Origin of the sequence: Streptomyces sp. NPDC001407 (assembly GCF_042895325.1) — a bacterium.
GTDB lineage: Bacteria > Actinomycetota > Actinomycetes > Streptomycetales > Streptomycetaceae > Streptomyces.
In genome coordinates, this window is the sequence record NZ_JBIAWF010000021.1 from 89,566 (window position 1) to 114,677 (window position 25,112).

At 71.8% G+C, this 25,112-nt stretch carries 28 protein-coding genes; 19 read left to right on the forward strand and 9 right to left on the reverse strand.

The features are described from left to right. The first annotated feature begins 90 nt into the window (after nucleotides 1-90). Together ACFY1P_RS25985 and ACFY1P_RS25990 are read left to right on the forward strand one after the other, a co-directional pair. Nucleotides 91-1,296 carry a sensor histidine kinase gene (locus ACFY1P_RS25985; RefSeq protein WP_361531618.1) on the forward strand — a complete coding sequence of 402 codons (1,206 nt, stop codon included), beginning with the start codon at nucleotides 91-93 and terminating at the stop codon, nucleotides 1,294-1,296. A 106-nt stretch (nucleotides 1,297-1,402) separates the two neighbouring features. Continuing rightward, nucleotides 1,403-2,080 (forward strand): response regulator transcription factor, encoded by a 678-nt coding sequence (locus tag ACFY1P_RS25990; protein ID WP_361531609.1) that lies wholly within the window; start codon nucleotides 1,403-1,405, stop codon nucleotides 2,078-2,080. Nucleotides 2,081-2,110: 30 nt separating this feature from the next. Here ACFY1P_RS25990 and ACFY1P_RS25995 read toward each other — a convergent pair whose 3' ends face one another. Further along, nucleotides 2,111-2,965, reverse strand: a complete 855-nt coding sequence (locus ACFY1P_RS25995) for a LysR family transcriptional regulator (RefSeq protein WP_390752006.1) — start codon at nucleotides 2,963-2,965, stop codon at nucleotides 2,111-2,113. A 106-nt stretch (nucleotides 2,966-3,071) separates the two neighbouring features. On the opposite strand from ACFY1P_RS25995, the gene ACFY1P_RS26000 reads away from it, so the two are divergent. Then, the gene (locus ACFY1P_RS26000) at nucleotides 3,072-3,680 is read left to right on the forward strand and encodes a short chain dehydrogenase (protein ID WP_390752007.1); all 609 of its coding nucleotides are present in this window, start codon (nucleotides 3,072-3,074) and stop codon (nucleotides 3,678-3,680) included. A 75-nt stretch (nucleotides 3,681-3,755) separates the two neighbouring features. On the opposite strand, the gene ACFY1P_RS26005 is transcribed toward ACFY1P_RS26000, so the two are convergent. Then, on the reverse strand, nucleotides 3,756-4,841 hold the full coding sequence (locus tag ACFY1P_RS26005) for a DUF5937 family protein (protein WP_361531600.1): 1,086 nt from the start codon (nucleotides 4,839-4,841) through the stop codon (nucleotides 3,756-3,758). 98 nt (nucleotides 4,842-4,939) lie between these two features. Here ACFY1P_RS26005 and ACFY1P_RS26010 point away from each other — a divergent pair, with 98 nt between their 5' ends. Next, nucleotides 4,940-5,335: a hypothetical protein gene (locus ACFY1P_RS26010; RefSeq protein WP_361531597.1), complete on the forward strand. Its 396-nt coding sequence runs from the start codon at nucleotides 4,940-4,942 to the stop codon at nucleotides 5,333-5,335. Here the strand turns inward: ACFY1P_RS26010 and ACFY1P_RS26015 are convergent. Next, a complete protein-coding gene (locus tag ACFY1P_RS26015; protein WP_390752019.1) occupies nucleotides 5,246-6,475 on the reverse strand; it encodes a threonine aldolase family protein in 1,230 nt (409 codons plus the stop codon). The genes ACFY1P_RS26010 and ACFY1P_RS26015 overlap by 90 nt on opposite strands. A gap of 231 nt (nucleotides 6,476-6,706) precedes the next feature. Here ACFY1P_RS26015 and ACFY1P_RS26020 point away from each other — a divergent pair, with 231 nt between their 5' ends. The 11 genes from ACFY1P_RS26020 (at nucleotide 6,707) to ACFY1P_RS26070 (ending at nucleotide 15,538) form a co-directional block, all read left to right on the forward strand. Continuing rightward, nucleotides 6,707-7,627 (forward strand): DUF2520 domain-containing protein, encoded by a 921-nt coding sequence (locus ACFY1P_RS26020; RefSeq protein ID WP_361531591.1) that lies wholly within the window; start codon nucleotides 6,707-6,709, stop codon nucleotides 7,625-7,627. After that, entirely contained in the window at nucleotides 7,624-8,499 is an 876-nt protein-coding gene (panC, locus tag ACFY1P_RS26025) for a pantoate--beta-alanine ligase (protein WP_361531588.1), read from the forward strand. The genes ACFY1P_RS26020 and panC overlap by 4 nt, the downstream gene beginning before the upstream one ends. Beyond that, the gene (locus tag ACFY1P_RS26030) at nucleotides 8,496-10,220 is read left to right on the forward strand and encodes an L-aspartate oxidase (protein WP_361531585.1); all 1,725 of its coding nucleotides are present in this window, start codon (nucleotides 8,496-8,498) and stop codon (nucleotides 10,218-10,220) included. The genes panC and ACFY1P_RS26030 overlap by 4 nt, the downstream gene beginning before the upstream one ends. Then, a complete protein-coding gene (gene nadC / locus ACFY1P_RS26035; protein ID WP_390752008.1) occupies nucleotides 10,217-11,227 on the forward strand; it encodes a carboxylating nicotinate-nucleotide diphosphorylase in 1,011 nt (336 codons plus the stop codon). The genes ACFY1P_RS26030 and nadC overlap by 4 nt, the downstream gene beginning before the upstream one ends. After that, nucleotides 11,227-12,024: a type III pantothenate kinase gene (locus ACFY1P_RS26040; RefSeq protein ID WP_361531582.1), complete on the forward strand. Its 798-nt coding sequence runs from the start codon at nucleotides 11,227-11,229 to the stop codon at nucleotides 12,022-12,024. Before nadC ends, ACFY1P_RS26040 begins: the two co-directional genes overlap by 1 nt. Before the next feature lie 147 nt (nucleotides 12,025-12,171). Then, on the forward strand, nucleotides 12,172-12,807 hold the full coding sequence (locus ACFY1P_RS26045) for a hypothetical protein (RefSeq protein WP_361531579.1): 636 nt from the start codon (nucleotides 12,172-12,174) through the stop codon (nucleotides 12,805-12,807). Nucleotides 12,808-12,970: 163 nt separating this feature from the next. Beyond that, complete coding sequence (locus ACFY1P_RS26050; RefSeq protein WP_390752009.1) at nucleotides 12,971-13,717, forward strand: hypothetical protein; 747 nt, start codon at nucleotides 12,971-12,973, stop codon at nucleotides 13,715-13,717. 67 nt (nucleotides 13,718-13,784) lie between these two features. Next, a complete protein-coding gene (locus ACFY1P_RS26055) occupies nucleotides 13,785-13,949 on the forward strand; it encodes a hypothetical protein (protein ID WP_361528666.1) in 165 nt (54 codons plus the stop codon). A 166-nt stretch (nucleotides 13,950-14,115) separates the two neighbouring features. Further along, nucleotides 14,116-14,511, forward strand: a complete 396-nt coding sequence (locus ACFY1P_RS26060; protein WP_361528668.1) for a BlaI/MecI/CopY family transcriptional regulator — start codon at nucleotides 14,116-14,118, stop codon at nucleotides 14,509-14,511. A 9-nt stretch (nucleotides 14,512-14,520) separates the two neighbouring features. Beyond that, nucleotides 14,521-15,039, forward strand: a complete 519-nt coding sequence (locus tag ACFY1P_RS26065) for an amino-acid N-acetyltransferase (RefSeq protein ID WP_361528670.1) — start codon at nucleotides 14,521-14,523, stop codon at nucleotides 15,037-15,039. 160 nt (nucleotides 15,040-15,199) lie between these two features. Continuing rightward, nucleotides 15,200-15,538: an Lsr2 family protein gene (locus tag ACFY1P_RS26070; RefSeq protein WP_361528672.1), complete on the forward strand. Its 339-nt coding sequence runs from the start codon at nucleotides 15,200-15,202 to the stop codon at nucleotides 15,536-15,538. Here the strand turns inward: ACFY1P_RS26070 and ACFY1P_RS26075 are convergent. Then, the gene (locus ACFY1P_RS26075) at nucleotides 15,469-16,119 is read right to left on the reverse strand and encodes an SCO3374 family protein (protein ID WP_361528674.1); all 651 of its coding nucleotides are present in this window, start codon (nucleotides 16,117-16,119) and stop codon (nucleotides 15,469-15,471) included. The genes ACFY1P_RS26070 and ACFY1P_RS26075 overlap by 70 nt on opposite strands. 501 nt (nucleotides 16,120-16,620) lie before the next feature. Here ACFY1P_RS26075 and ACFY1P_RS26080 point away from each other — a divergent pair. Beyond that, a complete protein-coding gene (locus ACFY1P_RS26080) occupies nucleotides 16,621-19,146 on the forward strand; it encodes an ATP-dependent Clp protease ATP-binding subunit (RefSeq protein ID WP_361528676.1) in 2,526 nt (841 codons plus the stop codon). A 128-nt stretch (nucleotides 19,147-19,274) separates the two neighbouring features. Here the strand turns inward: ACFY1P_RS26080 and ACFY1P_RS26085 are convergent, their stop codons facing one another. Next, complete coding sequence (locus tag ACFY1P_RS26085; protein ID WP_361528678.1) at nucleotides 19,275-19,628, reverse strand: trypco2 family protein; 354 nt, start codon at nucleotides 19,626-19,628, stop codon at nucleotides 19,275-19,277. Nucleotides 19,629-19,969: 341 nt separating this feature from the next. Here ACFY1P_RS26085 and ACFY1P_RS26090 point away from each other — a divergent pair, with 341 nt between their 5' ends. The 3 genes from ACFY1P_RS26090 to ACFY1P_RS26100 all read left to right on the forward strand — a co-directional run bounded on the left by ACFY1P_RS26090 (nucleotide 19,970) and on the right by ACFY1P_RS26100 (nucleotide 21,759). Further along, nucleotides 19,970-20,704, forward strand: a complete 735-nt coding sequence (locus tag ACFY1P_RS26090; RefSeq protein ID WP_361528680.1) for a M23 family metallopeptidase — start codon at nucleotides 19,970-19,972, stop codon at nucleotides 20,702-20,704. A gap of 63 nt (nucleotides 20,705-20,767) precedes the next feature. Further along, nucleotides 20,768-21,244: a helix-turn-helix transcriptional regulator gene (locus tag ACFY1P_RS26095; protein ID WP_390752010.1), complete on the forward strand. Its 477-nt coding sequence runs from the start codon at nucleotides 20,768-20,770 to the stop codon at nucleotides 21,242-21,244. A gap of 53 nt (nucleotides 21,245-21,297) precedes the next feature. Beyond that, nucleotides 21,298-21,759: a VOC family protein gene (locus tag ACFY1P_RS26100; RefSeq protein ID WP_361528682.1), complete on the forward strand. Its 462-nt coding sequence runs from the start codon at nucleotides 21,298-21,300 to the stop codon at nucleotides 21,757-21,759. A gap of 94 nt (nucleotides 21,760-21,853) precedes the next feature. On the opposite strand, the gene cseC is transcribed toward ACFY1P_RS26100, so the two are convergent. From cseC to ACFY1P_RS26120, 4 genes are read right to left on the reverse strand one after another with little or no spacing between them, the layout of a single operon-like run. Further along, nucleotides 21,854-23,155, reverse strand: a complete 1,302-nt coding sequence (gene cseC, locus ACFY1P_RS26105) for a two-component system sensor histidine kinase CseC (protein ID WP_361528684.1) — start codon at nucleotides 23,153-23,155, stop codon at nucleotides 21,854-21,856. Nucleotides 23,156-23,185: 30 nt separating this feature from the next. Then, complete coding sequence (gene cseB, locus ACFY1P_RS26110; protein WP_361528686.1) at nucleotides 23,186-23,887, reverse strand: two-component system response regulator CseB; 702 nt, start codon at nucleotides 23,885-23,887, stop codon at nucleotides 23,186-23,188. A gap of 7 nt (nucleotides 23,888-23,894) precedes the next feature. Continuing rightward, nucleotides 23,895-24,557, reverse strand: coding sequence for a hypothetical protein (locus tag ACFY1P_RS26115; protein ID WP_361528688.1), 663 nt, complete (start codon nucleotides 24,555-24,557; stop codon nucleotides 23,895-23,897). Further along, complete coding sequence (locus ACFY1P_RS26120; protein ID WP_121801639.1) at nucleotides 24,545-25,093, reverse strand: SigE family RNA polymerase sigma factor; 549 nt, start codon at nucleotides 25,091-25,093, stop codon at nucleotides 24,545-24,547. Before ACFY1P_RS26120 ends, ACFY1P_RS26115 begins: the two co-directional genes overlap by 13 nt. Between the last annotated feature and the right edge of the window lie 19 nt (nucleotides 25,094-25,112).

The following is a 25,112-nucleotide window of genomic DNA, read 5'->3' on the forward strand; positions in this document are numbered from 1 at the left end:
CCGCCTCCACCTTGGGGAGTAGGCGGGGCGTCGTCGGATCGATCGTCCGGTTGACCCCGGCACGTACGCGGCATGCCTACGCTGGGTGACGTGCAGCGCCTCTACGACTTTCTCCGCAGGCACCCGACGGGTGTGGACAGCTTCTGGGCCGTCCTGCTGCTCGGCCTCAGCCTCATCACCATCGCCGAGGGGTCGACCGGGGCCGGGCACGCGTCGGGCCTGGTCAAGGCGGTCGTGGCGGCCGCGCTGTGCGCGGTGATCGCGCTGCGCAGACGCTGGCCGGAGAAGATGCTGCTGCTGGCGACGGCGGTCGGGGTGGCCCAGCTCGTCTTCGACACCGGGCAGAATCTCGCCGACTTCGCGCTGCTCGTGATCATCTACACGGTGGCGTCCGGCAACACCCGCTGGGCGTCCCGCTACGCGCTGATCGGCGGCCTGCTCGCGCCGACGCTCGCGAATCTGCGCTGGGCCGACCCCGACCAGACGATGACCACCAGCGTCATAGGGACGGTCTTCATCACCGTTCCGTTCGTCCTGGCCTGGGTGCTCGGCGACTCGATGCGCACCCGCCGGGCGTACTGGGCGCAGCTGGAGGAGCGGGCCACGCGGCTGGAGAAGGAGCGCGAGCAGCAGTCGCGGATGGCGGTGGTCGCGGAGCGGGCGCGGATCGCGCGTGAGCTGCACGACGTGGTCGCGCACAACGTCTCGGTGATGGTGGTTCAGGCCGACGGCGCCGCGTACGTCCTGGACGCCTCGCCCGAGCAGGCCAAGCAGGCGCTGGAGACGATCTCCGGCACCGGGCGCCAGGCGCTCGCCGAGATGCGCCGGCTGCTGGGTGTGCTGCGCACGGAGGAGGGCGGCGAGGGCGGCGAGTACGTACCGCAGCCCGACGTGGAGCAGATCGGCGACCTGGTGGAGCAGGTGCGCGGCGCGGGGCTGCCGGTGGAGTTCCAGGTCGAGGGCGCGCCGCGGCCGCTGCCGAGCGGTGTGGAGCTGACGGCCTACCGCATCGTGCAGGAAGCGCTCACCAACACCCGCAAGCACGGCGGTCCGGACGCGGGCGCGAGCGTGCGCCTGACGTACTTCGACGACGGGCTCGGTCTGCTGGTCGAGGACGACGGCCGGGGCGCGCAGCAGGAGCTGTACGAGGCGGGCGGGGCCGACGGCATGGGGCACGGGCTGATCGGCATGCGCGAGCGGGTCGGGATGGTCGGCGGCACCCTGGACGCCGGGCCGCGGCCGGGCGGGGGCTTCCGGATCAGCGTGCTGCTGCCGATCAAGCCCGGCGGCCGCTGACCCGCCCGGTGTGGTGCAGGTCGCCCTGTGATCACATGCTGATCAAAAATGATCGAAAACCGTCAGCACTGGCAGACTTGATGAACACCGAGGAAAGGGACCACGCATGTCGATCCGCGTGATGCTCGTCGACGACCAGGTGCTCCTGCGCACCGGCTTCCGCATGGTGCTGGCGGCCCAGCCCGACATGGACGTCGTCGCCGAGGCCGGGGACGGCGCGGAGGCCCTGGAGGTGCTGGCCGGGACCGAGGTCGACGTCGTCCTGATGGACGTGCGCATGCCCCGCCTGGACGGCGTGGAGGCGACCCGCCGCATCTGCGCGCAGGAGAACCCGCCGAAGGTGCTCATCCTGACCACCTTCGACCTGGACGAATACGCCTTCTCCGCGCTGAAGGTCGGCGCGAGCGGCTTCATGCTCAAGGACGTGCCCCCGGCCGAACTCCTGGGCGCGATCCGGGCCGTGCACAGCGGTGACGCGGTCGTCGCGCCCAGCACGACCCGCCGGCTGCTGGACCGTTTCACCCCCATGCTGCCCGGCACGGGCAACGAACCCACGAGCGCCGAGCTGAGCCGGCTCACCGAGCGGGAGCGCGAGGTGATGCTGCTGGTGGCGCAGGGACTGTCCAACGGCGAGATCGCGGGGCGGCTGGTGCTCTCCGAGGCCACCGTGAAGACCCACGTGGGCCGGATCCTCACCAAGCTGGGACTGCGCGACCGGGTCCAGGTCGTGGTGCTCGCCTACGAGAGCGGGCTCGTGCGGGCGGGCGGGGGAGCCGCGCAGTAAGGCCCCTGGAGCCGCTCATGACGCGGCCGCTCATGCGCAGACGACGGCACGCACCGCCTGGCGGAAGTCGTCCGTGCCCGGATGCGTGGGCTGGGCGGGCCGGGCGAGGTAGACCGTGGCCGCGGGGGCGTCGGTGACGGGGACGTAGCGCAGGCCCGGGTGCGCGTGGCTCTCCCGCGTGCCCGCCGCCGCGAGGCCGACCGCCTCCCCGGCGGCGACGGCGGTCAGCCACTCGTCGACGTTGCGGACCTCCGTCGTGCGGCGCGGGCGCAGCGCGGCCGGCCAGAGCTCGGCACCGGCGGTGCCCGTCTCCGGACAGACCACGAGCGTCTCGGCACGGAGCCCGGCCAGGGTGATGGCGGCCTCGCCCGCGAGCGGGTGGTCGTCGGGCAGCGCGGCGACGCGCTCCTCCAGAAAGAGCGCCTCGGCGTGGATGCGCGGGTCGGTGGGCAGCACCCGCAGGATCGCCACGTCGACCTCGCGGGTGGCGAGCCCGGCGGTGCGGTTGTCCATCCGGCGCAGCTCCAGCGGGGTGTGCGGATGCTCGCGGCGCCAGGAGCGCAGCAGCGGCACGGTGAGCTCACCGAGGACCGCGCAGTTGTAACCCAGCCGCAGGGGACGGGAGACGGCCGCCGCGTCGGCGAGGGCGGCGTCCATGTGGGAGAGGATCGCCCGGCCGTGCTCCAGCAGGGTCCGGCCGGCCGGGGTGACCTCCAGGTGACGGGACGAGCGGTCGACGAGCCGGACCCCGACCCGCTGTTCGAGCTGGGCGAGGGTGCGGGAGAGAGCGGGCTGGGTCAGATGCAGGCGCGCCGCCGCCGCGGTGACGGTGCCCTCGTCGGCGATGGCGACCAGGGCCTTGAGGTGACGCAGTTCCACATCCATGCGTGCGGAGCATAGTCGCTGCGCAGAAGGCATTTCCGGATGAGAGAAGGGCTGTCTAGCGTCGGAGCCGTTCCTGTTGCTTCTCGCGATTTCCTGGACGGTCAGCATGAAGATTCTCCTCGTCGGAGCCTCCGGCACTCTGGGCGGCGCGGTGCGCACGGCGCTGGCCGGGCGCGGCCACGACGTGATCACCGTCGGCCGTACGGGCGGCGACGTGCTCTGCGACATCACCGACCCCGAGGCCGTGGGCCGGCTGTACGAGCGAGTGGCGGCCGGGAGCGGGCTGGACGCGGTGGTGTGCGCGGCGGGCGACGCCGTCTTCAAGCCGCTGGCCGAGCTGACCGCCGACGACGTGACCGCCTCCTTCCGGGGCAAGGCGCTGAGCCAGATCGAGCTGGTCCGGCAGGGCTCCCGGCATCTGTCACCGACCGGGTCCTTCACCCTGATCAGTGGCGTCCTGACGCACGAGCCCATCCTCGCGGGGGCCGCCGCCTCCGCGGCGAACGGCGCGGTGGAGGCGTTCGTCCGCGCCGCCGCGATCGAGCTGCCGCCGCAGCGGATCAACGCCGTCAGCCCGACCGTGGTCACCGAGTCCCTCGACGCGTACGGCGCGTTCTTCCCCGGCATGGAGTCCGCGCCGCTCAGCCGCGTCGCGAACGCGTACATTCGCTCGGTCGAGGGCCGCCAGACGGGGCAGGTCTACGAGGTGGTGTAGGCCTTGACGCGGACGCGGACGCGGGTGCCGGTGCCCGTCGGGTCTCCTGGGGCCGTACCTCTCACCGCCCCGCCGTCACCGGAGCACCGTCTCCAGGAAGTCGCTTCCCAGGCGCGCCACCGTCGTCAGATCCAGCTGGTGCAGGACGTATCTGCCACGCCGCCGCGTGCTCAGCAGCCCCGCCTTCTTCATCACGGCTATGTGCCGCGACACCTCGGGCGGCGTCAGGTTGTACGCGGCGGACAGCTCGCCCGTGGTGTGGGGGCCGCGTGCGAGGGTGCGGCACAGCCGCATCCGGACCGGGTGCGCGAGGGCCTCCAGCCGCTGCTGCACCAGGTGCGGGGCGGTGGGCTGCGGAAGCTCGGCGGCGGTCACCGGATACTGGATGACCGGCCGCCAGCCGGCCCGGTGGACGGCGAAGAGATGCGGCCAGCCGAAGGCCGTCGGCAGGAACGTGACCCCCTGCCCGTACGCGGCGGTCGTCCGGCCGCTCGCCAGCTTGTCGACGACGATGCGCGTCCGGTCCTCGCTGAGCGAGACGGCGGGGGAGACCGCGGTGAGGGCCTCGGCGAGGCCCTTGTGCTGGAGGAGGTCGGCCTTGTGCCGGGCGTCGGTGGCGAGCTGCACCCGCACCCGCTGCCAGTTGTCACCGAAGAACGCCTGCTCGCAGTCCTCGAAGAGGCGCCGCAGCCAGGCGCGCAGGACGTCGGGGGTCTCCAGCATCCGTTCCGCGAAGGCCGCCTGCCGCGGCCCGCGGGCGGCCGAGAGCTCGAGGACCCGCGCCCGCTGCCGCGGGTCCACCAGCGGCGAGGGCCAGCCCTTCTCGTAGCCGGAGGTGCAGGTGACCTCGAAGGCCGCCGAGGTGAACGTCTCGTCGTCCATCCGGTCGAGGTCGTCGAGCTCCTCGGCGAGCGTGGCCCGGGGGACGGCCGGGAGCAGGATGTCCGAGCGCGTGGAGCGCCAGAGGAAGTCCGCTTCGGTCAGCCGGTCGGCGAGGTCCGGCTTGAGCGAGGCGGCGGTGGTGGTGGCCCAGGCGTGCAGCCCCGGGTGGTGACCGGGCTCGGCCAGCGCGTGCAGCATCGCGCCCAGCTCGGCAAGGGGCGACGGGCAGAACTGGATCCGCTCGAGCGGCAGCCCGGTGATGTCGATGTCCACGCTCATGTGCTCATCGTGCCTCTCTTTTCGCAGGTCGGGCCGTCGATTGACGGTCCTCGTCAATCGACGCGCCAGTCGCTTCACCACCGGCGCAGGGTGGGGTCATGAACGCCACTCAGCAGCACATGCTCGACCTCTACCGCACTGCTCAGCATCAGGAGCCCGCCCCCTCCACCCCGGGCGAGGGCCAGCTCCAGGCCCTCCGTGAATTCCGCACCTGGAGGGACTTCCGGGCCGTCGTCGACGAGCGCGCCGCCGCCCGCCGTGCCCGCTGGAACGCCCTGCTCTCCTTCCTCCGCCTCTCCTTCCTCCGCCCGGGAGCGCCGCGCGCCTCCGTACAGCCGGCCGCCCGTGCCACTGCCCCCGTCACCGCCCGCCCGGCGGCGGAGGCCCGCACCGCCGAGCCCGCCTCACCCTGCGCCTCCGGCGCCCGCCGGAACCCGTGCCAGGAAGGCCCCGACCGCCTCGACGACCGCCTCGGGCGTCCAGCTCAGTGCTGACGAGCCGACGGTGACCTCGGTGAACGACAGACCGGGCACCTCGGAGGGCGACCAGCCGCCGAACACGCTCGTGAGCGTCTCCTCCGCCAGCGACACCCCGGCCTCGTCCAGCACCCCGGCCGGATACGGCAGCCACACCTGGAACTGGTGGGTGTGCGGCACCCGGGGATTGACCCGGAACCACGGCAGCCCGGCCGCCCGGAAGCCCTCCTCCAGCGCCGCCGCCACGACCGCGGCGTGCGCCACGTACGACGGAAGCCGGGGCAGCTCACGCTCCAGCCCGGTCAGCGCCGCGAGCGCCGCGGGCCACTGCTGGAAGACCTCCCCGCCGTACCGGTGCCGCCACGCCCTCGCCTCCTCCACCAGCTCGGCGGGCCCGGCCAGCGCCGCCCCCGATATGCCGCCGAGCGACTTGTAGAAGGACACGTAGACCGAGTCCGCCAGGGCCGCCACCTCGGCCGGTCCCACACCGAAGTGGCTCGCGCACTCCCACAGCCGCGCGCCGTCGAAGTGGACCACCGCGTCCCGCTCGCGGGCCGCCTCGACCACGGCCGTGAGCTCCTCCCACGTGGGCAGGAGGAAGCCCGCCTCCCGCAGGGGCAGTTCGAGGACCAGCGTCCCGAACGGTTCGTCGAGATCATGGACGTCCGCGGCCGTCGGCGGCCGGGGGCCGCTCGCCAGACGCACCGCGCGCAGGCCGCTGACCTGCGCGTACGCCCCGCGCTCCGACTTTTCCAGGTGGGACATCGGGTGCAGCGCCACCACCGGGCTGCCGGTGCGTCCGGCCCAGCAGCGCAGGGCCACCTGCTGCGCCATCGTGCCCGTCGGGAAGAACGCCGCCGCTTCCGTGCCCAGCAGCTCCGCGACCCTGCGCTCCAGCTCGCCGACGATCCCGTCGCCGTACACATCCACCGGCCCGTCCAGGCCGCACCCCGCGGGAGCCTCCGCGGCCAGCGCCGCCAGCCGCTCGCCGACCGTCAGCACCGGCAGGCCCGACGAGAGGACCCGCTCGGATCCCCGCACGGCCGCGACCCTGCGCGCACGGTCCACACCCTCGCCGCGGGCCCGTCTCTCCTCCGGCCCCGTCACCGGCTTCCGTCCCGTCAACTCGGCCCCCTCCTCGGTCCCGCCGTCGGCCATGCCCCGGGCCGTGACCCGAGCCGCGACCCGGGCGATGTCCCGGGCCATGACCCGATGATGACCCACTTCCGGAGCACGGCCCGAGTTATCCACAGGCCGGTTGTCCACAGGGCTGAGGACGTTCGGAAGGGGCCGCCCACACTCGCGTAGCATGACGAAGGAATCGTCCGGTACCCGCCCCTGGCCTGCGGCATGGGGGACCCCAGGACTGGAACGGAAGGCCATCGCCGCGTGAACGCACAATCCATCCCGCAGCACCCGAGCCCACAGGACCGGCCCGCCCGGCTCACCGTCGGCGTCGTCGGCGCGGGCCGTGTCGGCCCGTCGCTGGCCGCCGCGCTGCGGCTCGCCGGGCACCGCCCGGTCGCCGCCTCCGGAGTCTCGGACGCCTCCGTGCGCCGAGCCGCCGAGCTGCTCCCCGGGGTGCCCCTCGTCCCGCCCACCGAGGTGCTCGCACGGGCGGAGCTGGTGCTGCTCACCGTGCCCGACGACGCCCTCCCCGGGCTGGTCGCCGGGCTCGCCGAGACCGGCGCCATCCGCCCCGGCCAGCTCGTCGTGCACACCTCGGGCCGCCACGGCACGGCCGTCCTCGACCCGGCGCGCCGGGCCGGAGCCCTGCCGCTCGCCCTGCACCCCGCCATGACCTTCACCGGCACCCAGGTCGACGTCGAGCGCCTCGCGGGCTGCTCCTTCGGCGTCACCGCGCCCGACGAGCTGCGGCTCGCCGCGGAGGCCCTGGTCATCGAGATGGGCGGCGAGCCCGAGTGGATAGCGGAGAGCGCCCGTCCGCTCTACCACGCGGCCCTCGCCATGGGCTCGAACCACCTGGTCACCCTGGTCGCCCAGGCCATGGAGCTGCTGCGCACCGCGGGCGTCGCCGCCCCCGACCGCATGCTCGGCCCCCTGCTCGGCGCCGCGCTCGACAATGTCCTGCGCAGCGGCGACGCCGCCCTCACCGGCCCGGTGGCCCGCGGTGACGCGGGCACCGTCGCCGCCCACATCGCGGAGCTGCGCACCCACGCGCCCCAGGCCGTCGCCGGATATCTGGCCATGGCCCGCACCACCGCCGACCGCGCTCTCGCGCACGGCCTGCTCAAGCCGGAACTGGCGGAGGACCTGCTCGGCGTCCTCGCGGACGGAGGCAACGAATGACCATCCAGCTCACCCGTACGGCAGCGGAGCTGCACGCTCTGCCCCGCACGGGCCGCCGAGCCGTCGTGATGACGATGGGCGCGCTCCACGAGGGCCACGCCACCCTGGTCCGCACCGCCCGCGAGCTCGTGGGCCCGGACGGCCAGGTCGTCGTCACCGTCTTCGTCAACCCTCTCCAGTTCGGAGCGGGTGAAGATCTCGACCGTTATCCGCGCACCCTCGACGCCGACATCGTCGTCGCCGAGAAGGCCGGCGCCGACGCCGTCTTCGCCCCGGCCGTCGACGAGGTCTACCCCGGCGGCGAGCCCCAGGTGCGGATCACCGCCGGGCCCATGGGTGAGCGCCTCGAAGGCGCCTCCCGCCCCGGCCACTTCGACGGCATGCTCACCGTCGTGGGCAAGCTGCTCCACCTCACCCGCCCCGACGTCGCGCTCTACGGGCAGAAGGACGCGCAGCAGCTCGCGCTCATCCGCCGCATGGTCCGCGACCTCAATTTCCCCGTAGAGATCGTGGGCGTCCCCACCGTCCGCGAGGGCGACAACCTCGCTCTCTCCAGCCGCAACCGCTATCTCTCCGCGGCCGACCGCGCCTCCGCCCTGGAGATATCGCGCGCCCTGCTCACCGCGGAGGCAGCCGTCGCCGAGGGCCCCGCGGCCGTCCGCCGCGCCGCCCGCGCCGTCCTCGACGACGCGGCACGGATGGAGCCACCGGTCGTCCTCGACTATCTGGCGCTCGTCGACCCCGCGGACTTCACCGAGGTCCCCGACGGCCACAGCGGCGAAGCCGTCCTGGCCGTCGCCGCCAAGGTGGGCACCACCCGCCTCATCGACAACATCACCCTGACCTTCACGGGAACCGGAGCACAGCGATGACCGGCATACGGCTGCACGCACCCCGGCCCGGCTGGTCCGTCGACGCCGATGTGGTCGTCGTCGGATCCGGCGTCGCCGGGCTCACCGTCGCGCTGCGCTGCGCCGCCGCCGGTGCCGACGTCACCGTCGTCACCAAGGCACGCCTCGACGACGGCTCCACCCGCTGGGCGCAGGGCGGCATCGCCGCCGCGCTCGGTGACGGCGACACCCCCGAGCAGCACCTCGACGACACCCTCGTCGCCGGCGCCGGACTGTGCTCCGAGGAGGCCGTCCGCACGCTGGTCACCGAGGGCCCCGACGCGGTGCGCCGCCTCATCGCCACCGGCGCCCTCTTCGACACCGACGGCACCACCGGCGAGATCCTGCTGACCCGCGAGGGCGGCCACCACCGCAGCCGCATCGCGCACGCCGGCGGCGACGCCACCGGCGCCGAGATCTCCCGCGCCCTGGTCGAGGCCGTCCGCGCCGCCGGCATCAGGACCGTGGAGAACGCCCTCGTCCTCGACCTCCTCAAGGACGCCGACGGCCGCGCCGCCGGGGTCACCCTGCACGTCATGGGCGAGGGCTGCCACGACGGCGTCGGCGCCGTACGCGCCAAGGCGGTCGTGCTGGCCACCGGCGGCATGGGCCAGGTCTTCTCCGCGACCACCAACCCCGCCGTCTCCACCGGCGACGGCGTCGCCCTCGCCCTGCGCGCCGGGGCGGAGGTCTCCGACCTGGAGTTCGTCCAGTTCCACCCGACCGTCCTGTGGCTCGGCCCCGACGCGGAGGGACAGCAGCCCCTGGTGTCCGAGGCGGTCCGCGGCGAGGGCGCCCACCTCGTCGACGCCGACGGCCACCGCTTCATGGTCGGCGCCCACGAGCTGGCCGAGCTGGCCCCGCGCGACATCGTCGCCAAGGGCATCACGCGCCGCATGCAGGAGCTCGGCGCCGAGCACATGTACCTCGACGCCCGGCACTTCGGCGCCGAGATGTGGGCACACCGCTTCCCCACCATCCTCGCCGCCTGCCGCGCCCACGGCATCGACCCCGTGACCGAGCCCATCCCGGTCGCGCCCGCCGCGCACTACGCCTCCGGCGGCGTCCGCACCGACCTGCGCGGCCGTACGACGGTGCCCGGGCTCTACGCCTGCGGCGAGGTCGCCTGCACCGGCGTCCACGGCGCCAACCGCCTCGCGTCCAACTCCCTTCTGGAGGGCCTGGTCTTCGCCGAGCGCATCGCCGCGGACATCACCTCGGATGCCACCGCCGCCCCCGGCGAGCCCACCGCCGACGACCGGCCGGCCACGCCCCTCCTCGCCCCCGAGGCCCGCTTCGCGATCCAGCGCATCATGACCGCGGGCGCCGGAGTCCTGCGTTCCGCCGAGAGCCTGGAGGGGGCGGCCGCCGGCCTGGACCGGCTGCTCGCCGAGGCGGTCACCGCGCTGGAGACGGACGGGAAGACCGCCGAGCCGGGCACCGAGAGCTGGGAGGCCACCAACCTCCTGCTCGTCTCCCGCGTCCTGGTCGCCGCCGCCCTGCGCCGCGAGGAGACCCGCGGCTGCCACTGGCGCGAGGACTTCCCCGACCGCGCCGACACCACCTGGCGCCGCCACCTCCTGGTCACCATGCGCCCCGACCGTACGCTTGCGGTCTCCCGCACGGACTCCGCGGCCTTCCCCGCCGTGTCCGCCGCGTCCGTCCCGCCCGTCACTCCCGCCGTTCCCAAGGAGACACCGTGAGCACCACCGACGACCTTCCCCTGCACCAGATCGGGCTGTCCGAGGAGGAAGCCGTGGCCGGAGACTGCGGCGACGGCTGTGGCTGCGGCGAGACCTTCGAGGCGGACGCCATGGAGTGCGGCCTCGACCCCGCGCTCGCCGAGCTGCTCGCGGGCGCCGGCCTCGACCCGCTCCAGGTCGAGGACATCGCCCACCTCGCCATCGAGGAGGACCTCGACGGCGGCGAGGACATCACCACGGTGGCGACCATCCCCGAGGACGCCGTCGCCACCGGCGACTTCACCGCCCGCGAGGACGGCACCGTCGCCGGCCTGCGCATCGCCGAGGCCATCCTCTCGGTCGTCTGCACCGACGAGTTCGAGGTCGAGCGGCACGTCGAGGACGGCGACCGGGTGTCGGCCGGGCAGAAGCTGCTGACCGTGCGCACCCGCACCCGCGACCTGCTCACCGCCGAGCGCAGCGCGCTCAACCTCCTGTGCCGGCTGTCCGGCATCGCCACCGTCACCCGCGAGTGGGCCGACATCCTCAAGGGCACCAAGGCCGCCGTCCGCGACACCCGCAAGACCACGGTCGGCCTGCGCGCCCTGGAGAAGTACGCGGTGCGCTGCGGCGACGGCGTCAACCACCGCATGTCGCTGTCCGACGCCGCGCTCATCAAGGACAACCACGTGGTCGCCGCCGGTGGCGTCGCCGCCGCCTTCCGGGCCGTCCGCGACCGCTTCCCCGAGGTGCCGATCGAGGTCGAGGTCGACCGGCTCGACCAGATCCCGCCGGTCCTCGCCGAGGGCGCCGACCTGATCTTGCTCGACAACTTCACCGTCGAGCAGACCCGCGAGGCGGTCGAACTCGTCGCGGGCCGCGCCATGCTGGAGTCCTCCGGCCGCCTCACCCTCGTCAACGCCCGCGCCTACGCCGAGACCGGGGTCGACTATCTCGCGGTCGGCGCGCTCACCCACTCCTCCCCGATCCTCGACATCGGCCTGGACCTCCAGGAGGAGACCGCCTGATGCTGCTCACCATCGATGTCGGCAACACCCACACCGTCCTCGGCCTGTTCGACGGCGAGGACATCGTCGAGCACTGGCGGGTCTCGACCGACGCCCGCCGCACCGCCGACGAACTGGCCGTCCTGCTCCAGGGCCTGATGGGCATGCACCCGCTGCTGGGCGAGGAGCTGGGTGACGGCATCGACGGCATCGCGATCTGTTCCACGGTCCCCGCCGTCCTGCACGAGCTCCGCGAGGTCACCCGCCGCTATTACGGCGACGTGCCCGCGGTCCTGGTCGAGCCGGGCGTCAAGACCGGCGTGCCGATCCTGATGGACAACCCCAAGGAGGTCGGCGCCGACCGCATCGTCAACGCCGTGGCGGCCGTCGAGCTGTACGGCGGCCCGTGCGTCGTCGTCGACTTCGGCACCGCCACCACCTTCGACGCGGTCAGCGCCCGCGGGGAGTACGCGGGCGGGGTGATCGCCCCCGGGATCGAGATCTCCGTGGAGGCGCTGGGCGTCAAGGGCGCCCAGCTCCGCAAGATCGAGCTGGCCCGCCCGCGCAGCGTCATCGGCAAGAACACCGTCGAGGCCATGCAGTCCGGCATCCTCTACGGCTTCGCGGGCCAGGTCGACGGCGTCGTCGCCCGGATGGCCCGGGAGCTCGCCGACGACCCCGAGGACGTCACCGTCATCGCCACCGGCGGCCTCTCGCCGCTGGTGCTCGGCGAGGCGTCGGTCATCGACGAGCACGAGCCCTGGCTCACGCTCATCGGCCTGCGCCTGGTCTACGAACGCAATGTCGCCCGCGCATAGTCCCCGGGCCGGTACGGTCGGGGCCGCGGCGCGTTCGTAGGGAATGCTCCCGCGGGCGCAACCGGGGGACCGCTCCAACTGTCCTGTCAGCTGCGGGACATCATCGTGCACAAGATGGGCGTGGAGCGTATGCGCAGGAAGCGGACAATGCGACGGCTCGCGGCCGCCGCCGCGGTCGCGGCGGCGGGGCTGGGCCCGGCCGCCGTTCCGGCGTGCGCCGACGAGCGGCCGCGCGCCGACTACCAAGCGGTCGCCCATCCCGTCGTGGGCCGCGTCGGCCAGACCGTCGAGGTCGAACTGGGCGTCAGGAACGGCGGCCCCGGCCCCGCCCCGGCCCGAGGCGGCCACGGCGCCGGGACGTACGAGGTGATCCCGCCCGCCGGCACCACCATCACCGCCGCGCGCCCGCCGCAGGGCGGCGGCCGGCAGCCGTGTGTGGCGAAGGCGGCGCCCACCGGCCCCGCCGCGTACGTCTGCGCGATCGGCGAGGACTTCCCCGCGGGAGACCTGAGGACGCTGAGCTTCCAGGTGCGCATCGACAGGAAGGTCACCGGAGCGGAGGGCCGGGTCCAGGTCCTCGGCCACGACGGGGAGCCGGCGTCCGACCCGGACCCGGCCAACGACTCGGCCCCGATCCACGTCGAGATCCTGGACCCGGCCCCGTCCCCGGACCGCCCCGAGGACCCCGGCACCAACGGCACCCTGCTCATCGCCACCACGTCGGGCACGGCGCTCTCGGCGGGAGCGATAGCGGTGGGCGTCTCCCGCCGCCGCCAGCGCTGAAACGCCCTCAAGAACGCTCCCGCCCCGGCCCGTCGGGAGCCTGAAGGCCGGTGGCACGCGTGAGCGGTCGCACCTGACGAAGCAGAATGGTGCAAAAGCCCCATGCCACGCCCAAAGCTCACAGATCATACAATTTTGTCCGCTTAGCACTTAAAGTCAGCCCATGCCCACGCCCTATGGAACACGCGGCGGCATGGCGTTCAGCGCGGACGAACTGCGCGTGCTGCGCCGAGCCCTCGCCATCGCCCTCGACCCCCAGTCCGTGCACAGGAGCCCCGGCCCCGAGCGCGACGACGAGGTGCGGGAGTGCCTCCGGCTCGCGGAAGCCGTGGACGAGGCGGCCCACGAAGGCGGCCGGCTGCGCGCCTTCCTCCTCGCCGACCTCATCCGCTACCGCGCCGCGCTGCCCGGGACCGCCGCCGGATACACCGAACGGCTCCAGAACGCCCTCTCGGCGGGCTACCAGCCCGACGCCGAGGACCTCTCGGCGCTGCGCAAGCTCTGCGCCGGGCCGTCCGGGGGCGCCGAGGCCGACCGCCGCCGCGCGCTGCTGCACCGCTGCGAGCACCTCGCCGAGCTCGGGGTACGGGCGAGGCTGGCCGGCCGCGTGGCCACCGGCGCGGTGCCCATGTCCCGGCCGGAACCGCACCGCGCGCGGCTGCTCGCCCTCGCGGGCGGCCGGGCGGCGGGCACGACGGCGATCGCGGCGGCCCCCGGCGCGCCGGAGGCCCGGCCCGACCCGAAGCCCGCGCCGAAACCGGAGCAGAAGCCCGTCCCCGCGGCGCCCGCGCCGAAGGCCCCGCGGCCCGACCGCCCCATTCCCACTCCCGGCGAGGTCTTTCCGCCGCGCCGCAAGCCCGCCCCGCCGCCGGGGTCGGAGGTTTCCGACCCCCGGGCCCGGCCCGCCTGATACGCGCGTAATCTGGACGGGTCGCTCAGCCAATCGCAGAATCCAGAACCAGAAGGAGCCGACGGCCATGGACTATGTCGCCGCGCTGGTCCCGCCCGTGGTGATGGCGGTCGCATTCATCGCGCTGATCGTGACGATCGTCAAGAGTCAGGGTGGCGAGAACAAGGCGAAGGAAGACGCCATCGTCGATGCCGCCATGGCCCGCTCCGGGAGCGCCGAGCAGGCCTCATAGAGCGGCACCCCGACGGCACCCCCCGACTTCCCGCCGAAGCCGGTCCGCCGTTTGGGCGCAGCGCGTCCCCGAGGGCGTACGGTCCGAGACTGCATTTCTCGGTCGTACGCCCTTTTTCCTGCCCTGATAAACCGGCATTCTAGACATCTCCCACTATTATTCGCGTGTGGTTCGACGCCTGGGTGATCTGGAAGACGCCGTGATGACGCGCGTGTGGGACTGGAACCGACCGGTCACTGTTCGAGAAGTGCTGGAAGACCTTCAGCAGGAACGGTCGATCGCCTACACAACGGTCATGACCGTAATGGACAACCTGTATCAGAAGGGCTGGGTCCGGCGTGAAGCGGAAGGCCGCGCCTATCGATATGAGGCGGTCTCCAACCGGGCCGCCTACTCGGCCGCACTGATGAACGAAGCGTGGTCCGTCAGTGACAACCCGGCGGCCGCACTCGTCGCCTTCTTCGGGATGATGTCGGCCGAACAACGCGAAGCCCTGCGCGACGCCATCCGCATCGTCCAACTCGACGGGCCCGCCGAGGGCACGGGGGCTCCCGAGCGATAGCGTCCGGTCATGCCCGCACAATCAAAAGTCGTCACCGTCCGCCGCGCCCGGACCAGCGATGTCCCGGCGGTGCGCCGCCTCATCAACACGTACGTTCGTGAGCGGATCCTGCTCGACAAAGCCACGGTCACGCTTTACGAGGACATCCAGGAGTTCTGGGTGGCGGAGCGGGACGAGGACGGCGAGGTCGTCGGCTGCGGCGCGCTCCACGTGATGTGGGAAGACCTCGCGGAGGTGCGCACTCTCGCCGTGGACCCGGCCGTCAAGGGCGGTGGAGTGGGCCACGCGGTACTGGGCAAGCTCCTCCAGACGGCCCGCTGGCTCGGCGTCCGGCGCATTTTCTGTCTCACCTTCGAAGTGGACTTCTTCGCGAAGCACGGCTTCGTGGAGATCGGTGAGACACCGGTCGACGGGGATGTCTACAGCGAGCTGCTGCGGTCCTATGACGAGGGCGTTGCCGAGTTCCTGGGTCTCGAACGGGTGAAGCCGAACACCCTTGGCAACAGCCGGATGCTTCTGCATCTGTGATCGCGGTCCCTATGTCCGGATCGCGCCCCTATCCCAGACCTCCGGAAGGCATCGTTCCCACGTGGAAGGCGGGCTGAACCTTCCCGGGGGGTTTGTGTTTTTCAGAGAAAGGCGGTTTGCTATTCCTCCGTAATCCCATTTTCCACTGAAAGGATTCCCCGTGGCACAGAAGGTTCAGGTCCTTCTTGTTGATGACCTCGACGGTGGCGAGGCGGACGAGACCGTGACGTTCGCGCTCGATGGCAAGTCCTACGAGATCGACCTCACCGCCGCCAACGCGGACAAGCTGCGCGGGGCGCTCGCGGACTACGTGAAGTCCGCCCGTCGCACCGGCGGCCGCGCCGCGGGTGCCCGTGGCAAGGCGCGTGCAGCCGCCACCGGTGGCAGCCCCGACACCGCGAAGATCCGCGCGTGGGCCAAGAAGAACGGCTACAGCGTCAACGACCGCGGCCGCGTCCCCGCCGACATCCGTGAGGCGTACGAGAAGGCCAACGGCTGATCTCCCGTCGGCCGACGCGTGCGCGCCGCCCCGGCGCGCAGCAACCGGGCCCGGTGGCACTCCGTCGCCGCCGCGCTCACGAGCCGCACGAGATCGGGGGCGCCCCCATCGCCCCCGAGGCCGGTCACCGGCAGCGTCGGCTCCACCTCGCTCCCCGGCTCGGGAGGCCGTACCCATACGGCCTTCCCCGTGCCGAGCGCCCCGATGTGCCCGCGGCCCTCGCCGGCGGGCACGGGTGCGACCATCCGGCCGCCCGACCCCAGCGCGGTCAGATCCAGGGCCACCCCGCCCCACTCCAGCCAGTCGAGCAGCCCCGGCAGCTCTTCCGCGCTGCCGGCGGCGATCAGGAACCGCAGCCTCCGCGCTCGCTCGTCGAGCGCGACGGGCCCGGTCCGGCCCACCCGGGCGAGCACCGCGCGGCCCGCGTCCAGCGGCAGCTCGAGGACGTCGAAGCGCACCCCGGTCAGCAGCTCCAGGGGCTCCGCACCGGTGGTGGGCCAGCGCAGCTCGCGCTCGTACCAGCGGCGCGCCTGGCACCATGGAGATGCGGGGCCGCAGGGGTGCGGGAGGGCAACGGTCATACGTGGTGCAACTGAGAAGCGCCCAAGAGGTTACGCAGGGTTGGTAGTTGGGCACGCTCCGTATAAGGGGCAAGGGGCGCACGGAGGCTCCCGAAGGCGCGAGGTTGTTCGCCCGTAGCTGAGGGGTGGGGGCCGCGCCGCATGGACCCGCGGTGCGTACGGGTAAGACATTCCCAGTGGGAAAGAGGCGGTACAGCAGCGGTCGGGGCCCGTCACCGGGGCGGTGAGGGTGTGCCGAGCGGGCGTGTCGGGCCAAGGGTGCGTTCGCCATGGGCGTAGTGGTGGTGAGCGTATATGCCTGGCCTGCGGGAACATCGTCTCCCACCATCGGGTTGGAGGAGTTGTCGGCTGTTCGGCAGCAGGTTTCCCCGCCGACGCGGGGGTGATCCGGACGGATGTCGGCAGTTGGAATGAGCTGTCCCGTCCCGCGGGACTAGCATGCGGAAGGACAGGGAGGGGACCGACCCCTAACTGCCTGACCGCTCTGAGGAGCGATTAACGATGTTCGAGAGGTTCACCGACCGCGCGCGGCGGGTTGTCGTCCTGGCTCAGGAAGAAGCCCGGATGCTCAACCACAACTACATCGGCACCGAGCACATCCTCCTGGGCCTGATCCACGAGGGTGAGGGTGTCGCCGCTAAGGCCCTGGAGAGCCTCGGGATTTCGCTCGAGGCGGTCCGCCAGCAGGTGGAGGAGATCATCGGGCAGGGGCAGCAGGCCCCGTCCGGGCACATCCCCTTCACTCCCCGTGCCAAGAAGGTCCTGGAGCTGTCGCTCCGCGAGGCCCTTCAGCTCGGCCACAACTACATCGGTACGGAGCACATCCTGCTCGGCCTGATCCGGGAGGGCGAGGGAGTCGCCGCCCAGGTCCTGGTCAAGCTGGGTGCCGACCTGAACCGGGTCCGGCAGCAGGTCATCCAGCTGCTCTCGGGCTACCAGGGCAAGGAGGCCGCCACCGCCGGCGGCCCGGCCGAGGGCACCCCCTCGACCTCGCTCGTCCTGGACCAGTTCGGCCGCAACCTGACGCAGGCAGCGCGCGAATCCAAGCTCGACCCGGTCATCGGGCGCGAGAAGGAGATCGAGCGGGTCATGCAGGTGCTCTCCCGCCGTACGAAGAACAACCCGGTCCTCATCGGCGAGCCCGGCGTCGGCAAGACGGCGGTCGTCGAGGGCCTGGCCCAGGCCATCGTCAAGGGCGAGGTGCCCGAGACCCTCAAGGACAAGCACCTCTACACCCTCGACCTCGGCGCCCTGGTCGCCGGCTCCCGCTACCGCGGTGACTTCGAGGAGCGCCTGAAGAAGGTCCTCAAGGAAATCCGCACCCGCGGCGACATCATCCTGTTCATCGACGAGCTCCACACCCTCGTGGGTGCGGGTGCCGCCGAGGGCGCGATCGACGCCGCCAGCATCCTCAAGCCGATGCTGGCCCGCGGTGAGCTCCAGACCATCGGTGCCACCACGCTCGACGAGTACCGCAAGCACCTGGAGAAGGACGCGGCCCTCGAGCGCCGCTTCCAGCCCATCCAGGTCGCGGAGCCGTCGCTGCCGCACACCATCGAGATCCTCAAGGGCCTGCGCGACCGCTACGAGGCCCACCACCGGGTCTCCATCACGGACGAGGCGCTGGTCCAGGCCGCCACCCTGGCCGACCGCTACATCTCCGACCGCTTCCTGCCGGACAAGGCGATCGACCTGATCGACGAGGCTGGATCCCGGATGCGCATCCGCCGGATGACCGCGCCGCCGGACCTCCGCGAGTTCGACGAGAAGATCGCCGACGTGCGCCGGGACAAGGAGTCCGCGATCGACTCGCAGGACTTCGAGAAGGCCGCCTCCCTGCGCGACAAGGAGAAGCAGCTCCTCGCCGCGAAGACCAAGCGGGAGAAGGAGTGGAAGGCCGGCGACATGGACGTCGTCGCCGAGGTCGACGGCGATCTGATCGCCGAGGTCCTGGCCACGGCCACCGGCATCCCGGTCTTCAAGCTGACGGAGGAGGAGTCCTCCCGCCTGCTGCGCATGGAGGACGAGCTGCACAAGCGCGTCATCGGCCAGAAGGACGCCATCAAGGCGCTCTCCCAGGCCATCCGGCGCACGCGTGCGGGCCTCAAGGACCCGAAGCGCCCCGGCGGCTCGTTCATCTTCGCGGGCCCGTCCGGTGTCGGTAAGACGGAGCTGTCCAAGACGCTCGCCGAATTCCTCTTCGGCGACGAGGACGCGCTGATCTCCCTCGACATGTCGGAGTTCAGCGAGAAGCACACCGTTTCCCGGCTCTTCGGTTCCCCGCCCGGATACGTGGGTTACGAAGAGGGCGGCCAGCTCACCGAGAAGGTGCGCCGCAAGCCGTTCTCCGTGGTCCTCTTCGACGAGGTCGAGAAGGCCCACCCGGATATCTTCAACTCGCTGCTCCAGATCCTGGAGGACGGTCGCCTGACCGATTCCCAGGGCCGCGTGGTCGATTTCAAGAACACCGTCATCATCATGACGACCAACCTTGGTACCCGGGACATCTCCAAGGGCTTCAACCTGGGCTTCGCCGCCCAGGGCGACGTCAAGACCGGGTACGAGCGGATGAAGGCGAAGGTCAACGAAGAGCTCAAGCAGCACTTCCGGCCCGAGTTCCTCAACCGCGTCGACGACACGGTCGTCTTCCACCAGCTCACCGAGGAAGACATCATCCAGATCGTCGACCTCATGATCGCCAAGGTGGACGAGCGGCTCAAGGACCGCGACATGGGCATCGAGCTCAGCTCGGAGGCCAAGTCGCTGCTGGCGAAGAAGGGCTACGACCCGATCCTGGGTGCCCGCCCGCTGCGCCGCACGATCCAGCGCGAGATCGAGGACATCCTCTCGGAGAAGATCCTCTTCGGCGAGCTCCGCCCCGGCCACATCGTGGTCGTCGGCACCGAGGGCGAGGGTGAGGAGAAGAAGTTCACCTTCCGCGGCGAGGAGAAGTCGGCGCTGCCCGACACCCCGCCGATCGAGTCCGCCGCCGGTGGCGCGGGCCCGAACCTCTCCAAGGACGCCTGAGGCGCCCTGGTAACAGCCGGAAAAGGGCCGGCCCCGGAACCGTACGGTTCCGGGGCCGACCCTTTTCCCGTTTCCTCCGGCGAAATCCGGGCCTTCTCCCGGTGAAATCCGCGCCCGGGAATTGACGATCACGGTTCCGTGGAGCCGAATCGGGACATGCCTCCGGGGCGCTCATTGCCCACCCGCAGATTCCCGCCCGTACGGGCATCCTTCGGCGTGAGGGTGAACGAGACCCGGTGCGTGCGCGTCGAGCCGCGGGACGCCTCCGCGTCCACGCTGACGACCCATGCCTTCACACCGCCCGAACCCTTGAGGTCCCTGCGGATCTCCACGCTGAATTCCATGGCGATCGGGCCGACGTCGAAGACGATGTCCTGCCCCGTGCCGCGCGCCGCGGCCGTGGTGAGGCCGTCGCGGACGGCCTGGACGGCGTCCGCCAGCTCGATGTCGTCGATCTCGGAGTAGTGCGAATCGCTGCGCATGGTGGCGCCCCCCGGCGTCTGCCGCTCGTCGTCTGCTGGCGTACGGGAGCGTACCGCCGGGGCGCGGGCCTTGGTCCCGGAACGGCGGAGGTCGTAGGTCCCGGCGCGGTGACAAGCCGCACAGGGCGAATTCCGGCTACTACCCGCGTTAGCGGCCGGCCAGGCACCACAAAAGCGTGATTTTCCCCGGGGAGGCCCAGGGGTAGGGACCAAATGCCTTTGCCCCGGATACGAAATCCACTAGTAGTGGGCGCCCTTGGCGGACCGGCAATTGCGGGTTACCAAGGTATGGCGATCCCGGTCCGCAGCCGGGACCCATTCATGCCTGGAGGTATTTCTTCATGTCGAAGCACACCACTTTCCGTAATGCGAGCACTTCCGCCCTGCGCTCCCGCGCCGCCGTCGTGGCAGCCGGGCTCGGCGCCTCGCTCGCCCTCGGAACCGGTGTGGCGCTCGCGGCGGACACCTCCACCACCCAGGAACACGTCCCGGCGTTCGCGTCCGTGGTGGCGCTGGGCGGCGCCCTGCACGCCCAGGCCGAGACCCAGCTGAAGGCGGCCGCCAAGGACCAGGCCGCCCAGGCCAAGGCCAAGCAGGACGCCGAGAAGCGCGCCGAGGACGCCCGCAAGGCCGCCGAGGCATCGCGCAAGCGCGCCGACGCCTGGGTCGCGCCCGTGGACGGCTACCAGATCGGCCAGCCCTTCGGCATCGCGGGCAACATGTGGGCCAGCAAGCACAGTGGCCAGGACCTCGTCGTGAACAGCGGCACGTCCGTGAAGGCCGTGCACGGCGGCACCGTCGTGAAGGCGGGCCCCAACGGCGGCGGCGACGGCCCGGCGTACGGCAACGCCATCGTGATCAAGCACGACGACAACACCTACTCGCAGTACGCCCACCTGTCGCAGGTCAAGGTGCACGTCGGGCAGGCCGTCACGACCGGCCAGGAGATCGGCCTCTCCGGCTCCACCGGCAACTCCTCCGGCCCCCACCTGCACTTCGAGATCCGCACCACCCCGGACTACGGCACCGCCGTCGAGCCCCGCGCCTTCCTGAGCGCCCACGGCGAGAACCTCTGACGAAACCGCAGGTCAGATGCTGGCACGGGGGTCATTGTCAGACCCCCGTGCCAGCATCGTCGTATGCAGCCGACGCAACTGAAGGCGGCTCCTGACCAGGCGCACCGACTGGCGCAGACGCGCCGGCTCCGCCTCGCCAAGGACGTCATGGACCGCGACTGGGCCGAGCCGCTCGACCTGGACGTGGTGGCCGCCCACGCCGGATATTCGAGATTCCACTTCGTCCGCGCCTTCAAGGCGGTGTACGGACGCACGCCCGGCCAGTATCTGAGCCGGCGGCGCATAGAGCGCGCGCAGGAGCTGCTGCGCACGGCGAATCTGTCGGTCACCGAGATCTGCACCCTGGTCGGGTTCAGCAGCCTCGGCACCTTCTGCGCGAGCTTCAAGAAGCAGACGGGACTGACGCCCAGCGCCTACCGCGCCCGCCACGCGAGCCAGGGCGCCGGGCACATACCGGGGTGCTACGCCCTGCTCTGGAGCGGCGGTTTCCCCACGCTCGACGCGGCCCGCGAGGACCGCAATTCTGGAGAAGCCAGCTGAACCCGGGCGGGCCTACGGTGGTCATGAAGCAGCCGAAACCCCGGGAGCACGCCATGATCAAGGGCATCGCCATCACCACCGTCTGGGTCCTCGACCAGGACCGGGCGAAGGAGTTCTACACCGAGAAGCTCGGCCTCGAGGTCCGCACTGACATGACGATGGGCGGCGAGCAGGGTATGCGCTGGCTGACGGTCGGCGCGAAGTCCCAGCCGGACGTCGAGCTCACCCTGATGGTGCCCGGCTCGCCCGGCCTGGACCCCGAGTCCGCCGAGGCCATGAAGAAGCTGGTCGCGAAGGGGGCGCTCGGCGCCGGGGTGCTGAGCACCGACGACATACACCGCGATTACGAGACGCTCAAGGCCAAGGGCGTGGAGTTCCTCCAGGAGCCGCAGGAGCGGCCGTACGGCACGGAGGCGATCTTCCGGGACGACTCGGGCAACTGGTTCTCGCTCACGCAGCGCCGCGATCAGCTGGACCTGGACAAGGACTGGGGTGAGTGCGTGGAGCCGATGTAGTGACCGCGGCCCGCGGCCCAGCGGATGGACACTCGCCGCAACGCCCGGCCGTCGCCTGCCACCACGCCGCCGACCCGGAAGCGCCGCCCGCCCCTCAGTCCGGCACCTGGATGATCGGGAAGCTGCCCGTGTTCGTCGGAGCGGACTCGGGCAGCCAGAGCACGGCGATCGCCCCGTGGCCCTCTCCCACCTCAGGATCCGCGTTGCGGAAGGTGAGCCGCGCTCCGAGCACCCGAGCCTGGCCCGCCGCGATGGTCAGACCCAGGCCGTGCCCCTTGCCCGCGCGGTCCGAGCTGCCGGTGCGGAAGCGGCTCGGGCCCTCCTTCAGCAGCTCCTCCGGGAAGCCGGGGCCGTGGTCGCGCACGCGCAGCACGCGCCCCTCCACGGTCACCTCGAACGGCCCCTTGCCGTGCTTGGCGGCATTGGCCAGCAGATTGCCGAGGATGCGCTCCAGCCGGCGCGGGTCGGTGGAGACATAGGCGTCGCGCACGACCTTGACCTGCGCCTGGGGCTCGGCGAGCCGGACCCTGCGGAGGACGAATTCGCCGAGCCGGATGTCCTGCATCTCGGCCCGCTCCGCGAAGCCGTCCAGCCGGGCGACCTCGAGGACGTCCTCGACCAGGGTGCGCATGGCCTGGGCCCGGTCGCGGACGAGTTCGGTGGGGCGGCCGGGAGGCAGCAGCTCGGCGGCGGTCAGCAGGCCGGTGACGGGGGTGCGCAGCTCGTGGGCGATGTCAGCGGTGACCCGCCGCTCCGCCTCCAGCCGCTGCTGGAGCGCCTCGGCCATGCCGTCGACGGCGCGCGCCAGATCGTCGGTCTCGTCCCGCACCCGCCCCCCGATGGCTTCGCGGACGCGCACCTCGGCGTCGCCGTCGGCGAGCTTGCGGGCGGCGGTGGCGGCCTTGCGCAGCCGCCGGGAGAGCTGGCCGCCGATGAGGATGCCCAGGGCGCAGCCGCCGAGCACCACCGCGACCGAGCCGATGATCAGCGCCCGGTCGAGGGCGTCGAGGATGGAGAAGCGGTCCTGGAAGCGGGTGTGGATCGAGAGGATCTTGCCGTTCCGCAGCGGGGTCGAGGCCCAGACCTCGGGGGCGCCCTTGCCGTCGGAGTCCTGGAGATAGGTGGCGCGCAGGCCCACGGCGGCGGCGTCCTTGAGCTGCTTGGGCAGCGCCGGGTCGTCCAGCTTCGCGTGGAGCATCAGCCGGTGGGTGCTCTCGTAGTAGCCCTGGGCGATCTGCACCCGCGAGTCCATCACGTCGCGGGCGTTGTCGAGCATGGAGAGCCGCGCCGCGTTGTGCACGACCAGGCTCAGCGCCACGGCCACCAGCGCGCTGACGCCGGCGATCGCGAGGCTGACCTTCCAGCGCAGGCCGGAGCGGAGGTTGAGCTTCACCACGGGAGGCCCCGGTGGTTCACCATCGGGTGGTCAGCCTCTGAGCTTGTAGCCGAAGCCACGGACCGTCTCGATGCGGTCCTGGCCGATCTTGCCCCGGAGCCGCTGCACATGGACGTCCACGACGCGGGTGTCGCCGCCCCAGCCGTAGTCCCAGACCCGCTCCAGCAGCCGGTCGCGGGAGAGCACGGTGCCCGGCGCCGCGGAGAACTCCAGCAGCAGCCGCATCTCCGTCGGGGTCAGGGCCACCGGCTCGCCGGCCTTGTGCACCTCCATGCCCTCCGTGTCGACCTCCAGGTCGCCGAAGCGCAGCACACCGCCCTCGATCGGCTCGGGCTCGTCGGAGGCGGAGCCCGCCCCGCCGGCGTGCCCGAAGCGCCGCAGCACCGCCCGTATCCGGGCCACGAGCACGGCGCCGTCGAAGGGCTTGGTCACATAGTCGTCCGCCCCGGCCTCCAGGCCGAGCACGACGTCGATGGAGTCCGCGCGCGCCGACAGCATGATCACGGGAACGGTCGACTCGTCACGGATCCGGCGGCACAGGCTGACCCCGTCCAGGCCCGGCACCATGACGTCGAGCAGGGCGATGTCGGGCCTGCGGGCGCGGAAGCGCTCCAGCCCCAGCAGCCCGTCGGGCACCGCGGTGACCTCGAAGCCGTCGCGCTCGAGCGCCAGCTGGGTCGCCTCGCGGATGACGTCGTCGTCCTCGACGAAGAGCACATGCGTATCGGCCACGCTGCTCTCAGCCCTCCGTTCCCACGCTCGGGAGTTCACCCTTGTCGTTGTTGCCGCCGACCTTGCTGAAGTCGGTGTGCGTGCGACTGGCCTCGCGGAACTCGTTCCCCGACCAGTGGTACGTCATGACGTCCTCGCCCGAAGCGCAGCACGCCGCGTCACCGGGACCGTAGACCTGCTTGGTGACCCGCAGGTCGCGGCGGTCTATCTCGGCGTAGACGGGCGGCTGCTCGGCCGCGAACACATTCTCGTACGAGTCGCCCTTGGCACGGTACACATAGGAGGCGACCCCCAGGGAATCCCCGCAGGTCAGGATGTTGACGACGACGTCGTTGCGGGAGCCCTCGGTCACCTGCCCGTAGATCACGTCGACGGGGTACTGGTTCTTCTCGCACGGCTTGAGGTTCTTCTTGACCTGGTCACTGACCTTGGGGTCGGACCTGATCAGCTTCACGGCGTCGATCTTCCCCTGGGTGGGGGCCGCCGAGGCCGCGGGCACGCGGGTGGGCTTCGCCGCGGACTGGGTCTGCGCGGTGCCCTCCTTCCGCACGCCCTCACTGCCCGCCTCGCATCCGGCAAGCAGAAGACCGGCGGCTGCGGCCAATGCTGTGACCGTGCCGCCGGTGATCAGTGCCGGCTTGGTGGGAGCCGCCTTTTTCAGGCTGCGCACCGTTCCTGCCCCCGCTCGTTGCGCTCAAGGGCGTGGAAGTCCAGGTCGCGGCTCTCCAGTTCCTGACGCAGCCGGGCCAGCGCCCGGTGCAGCGTGCTCTTGACCGTGCCGGTCGACATGCCGAGCGCCTCCGCGGTCTCCTCGGTGCTCATCTGCTCCCAGTGTCGCAACACGACCACGCTGCGCTGCTTGGGTGCCAGGACTCCGAGGATGTCCATCAGCAGAGCGCGGTCGGCGTGCTGCTCCGTGCCGTCCTCGACGCAGGCGTCGGGGAGCTGCTCGGTGGGCACCTCGTCGAGCTTGCGGGCGCGCCACCACTCCGTACGAGTGTTGATCATGACACGGCGGAGGTAGGCGTCGGCAAGCGACTTGTCCGCTATGCCTTCCCAGCGGCCGTAGGTGCGCACCAGGGCGGTCTGGAGGAGGTCCTGCGCGTCGATGGGGTCCGGCACGAGGCGGCGGGCGCTGCGCAGGAGGGCGTCCTGACGGTTGCGCACGTACTCTTCGAAGTCCAGAACCTTGCCGCTGCTGGCCATCTTGCAGCCTCCATTCCGC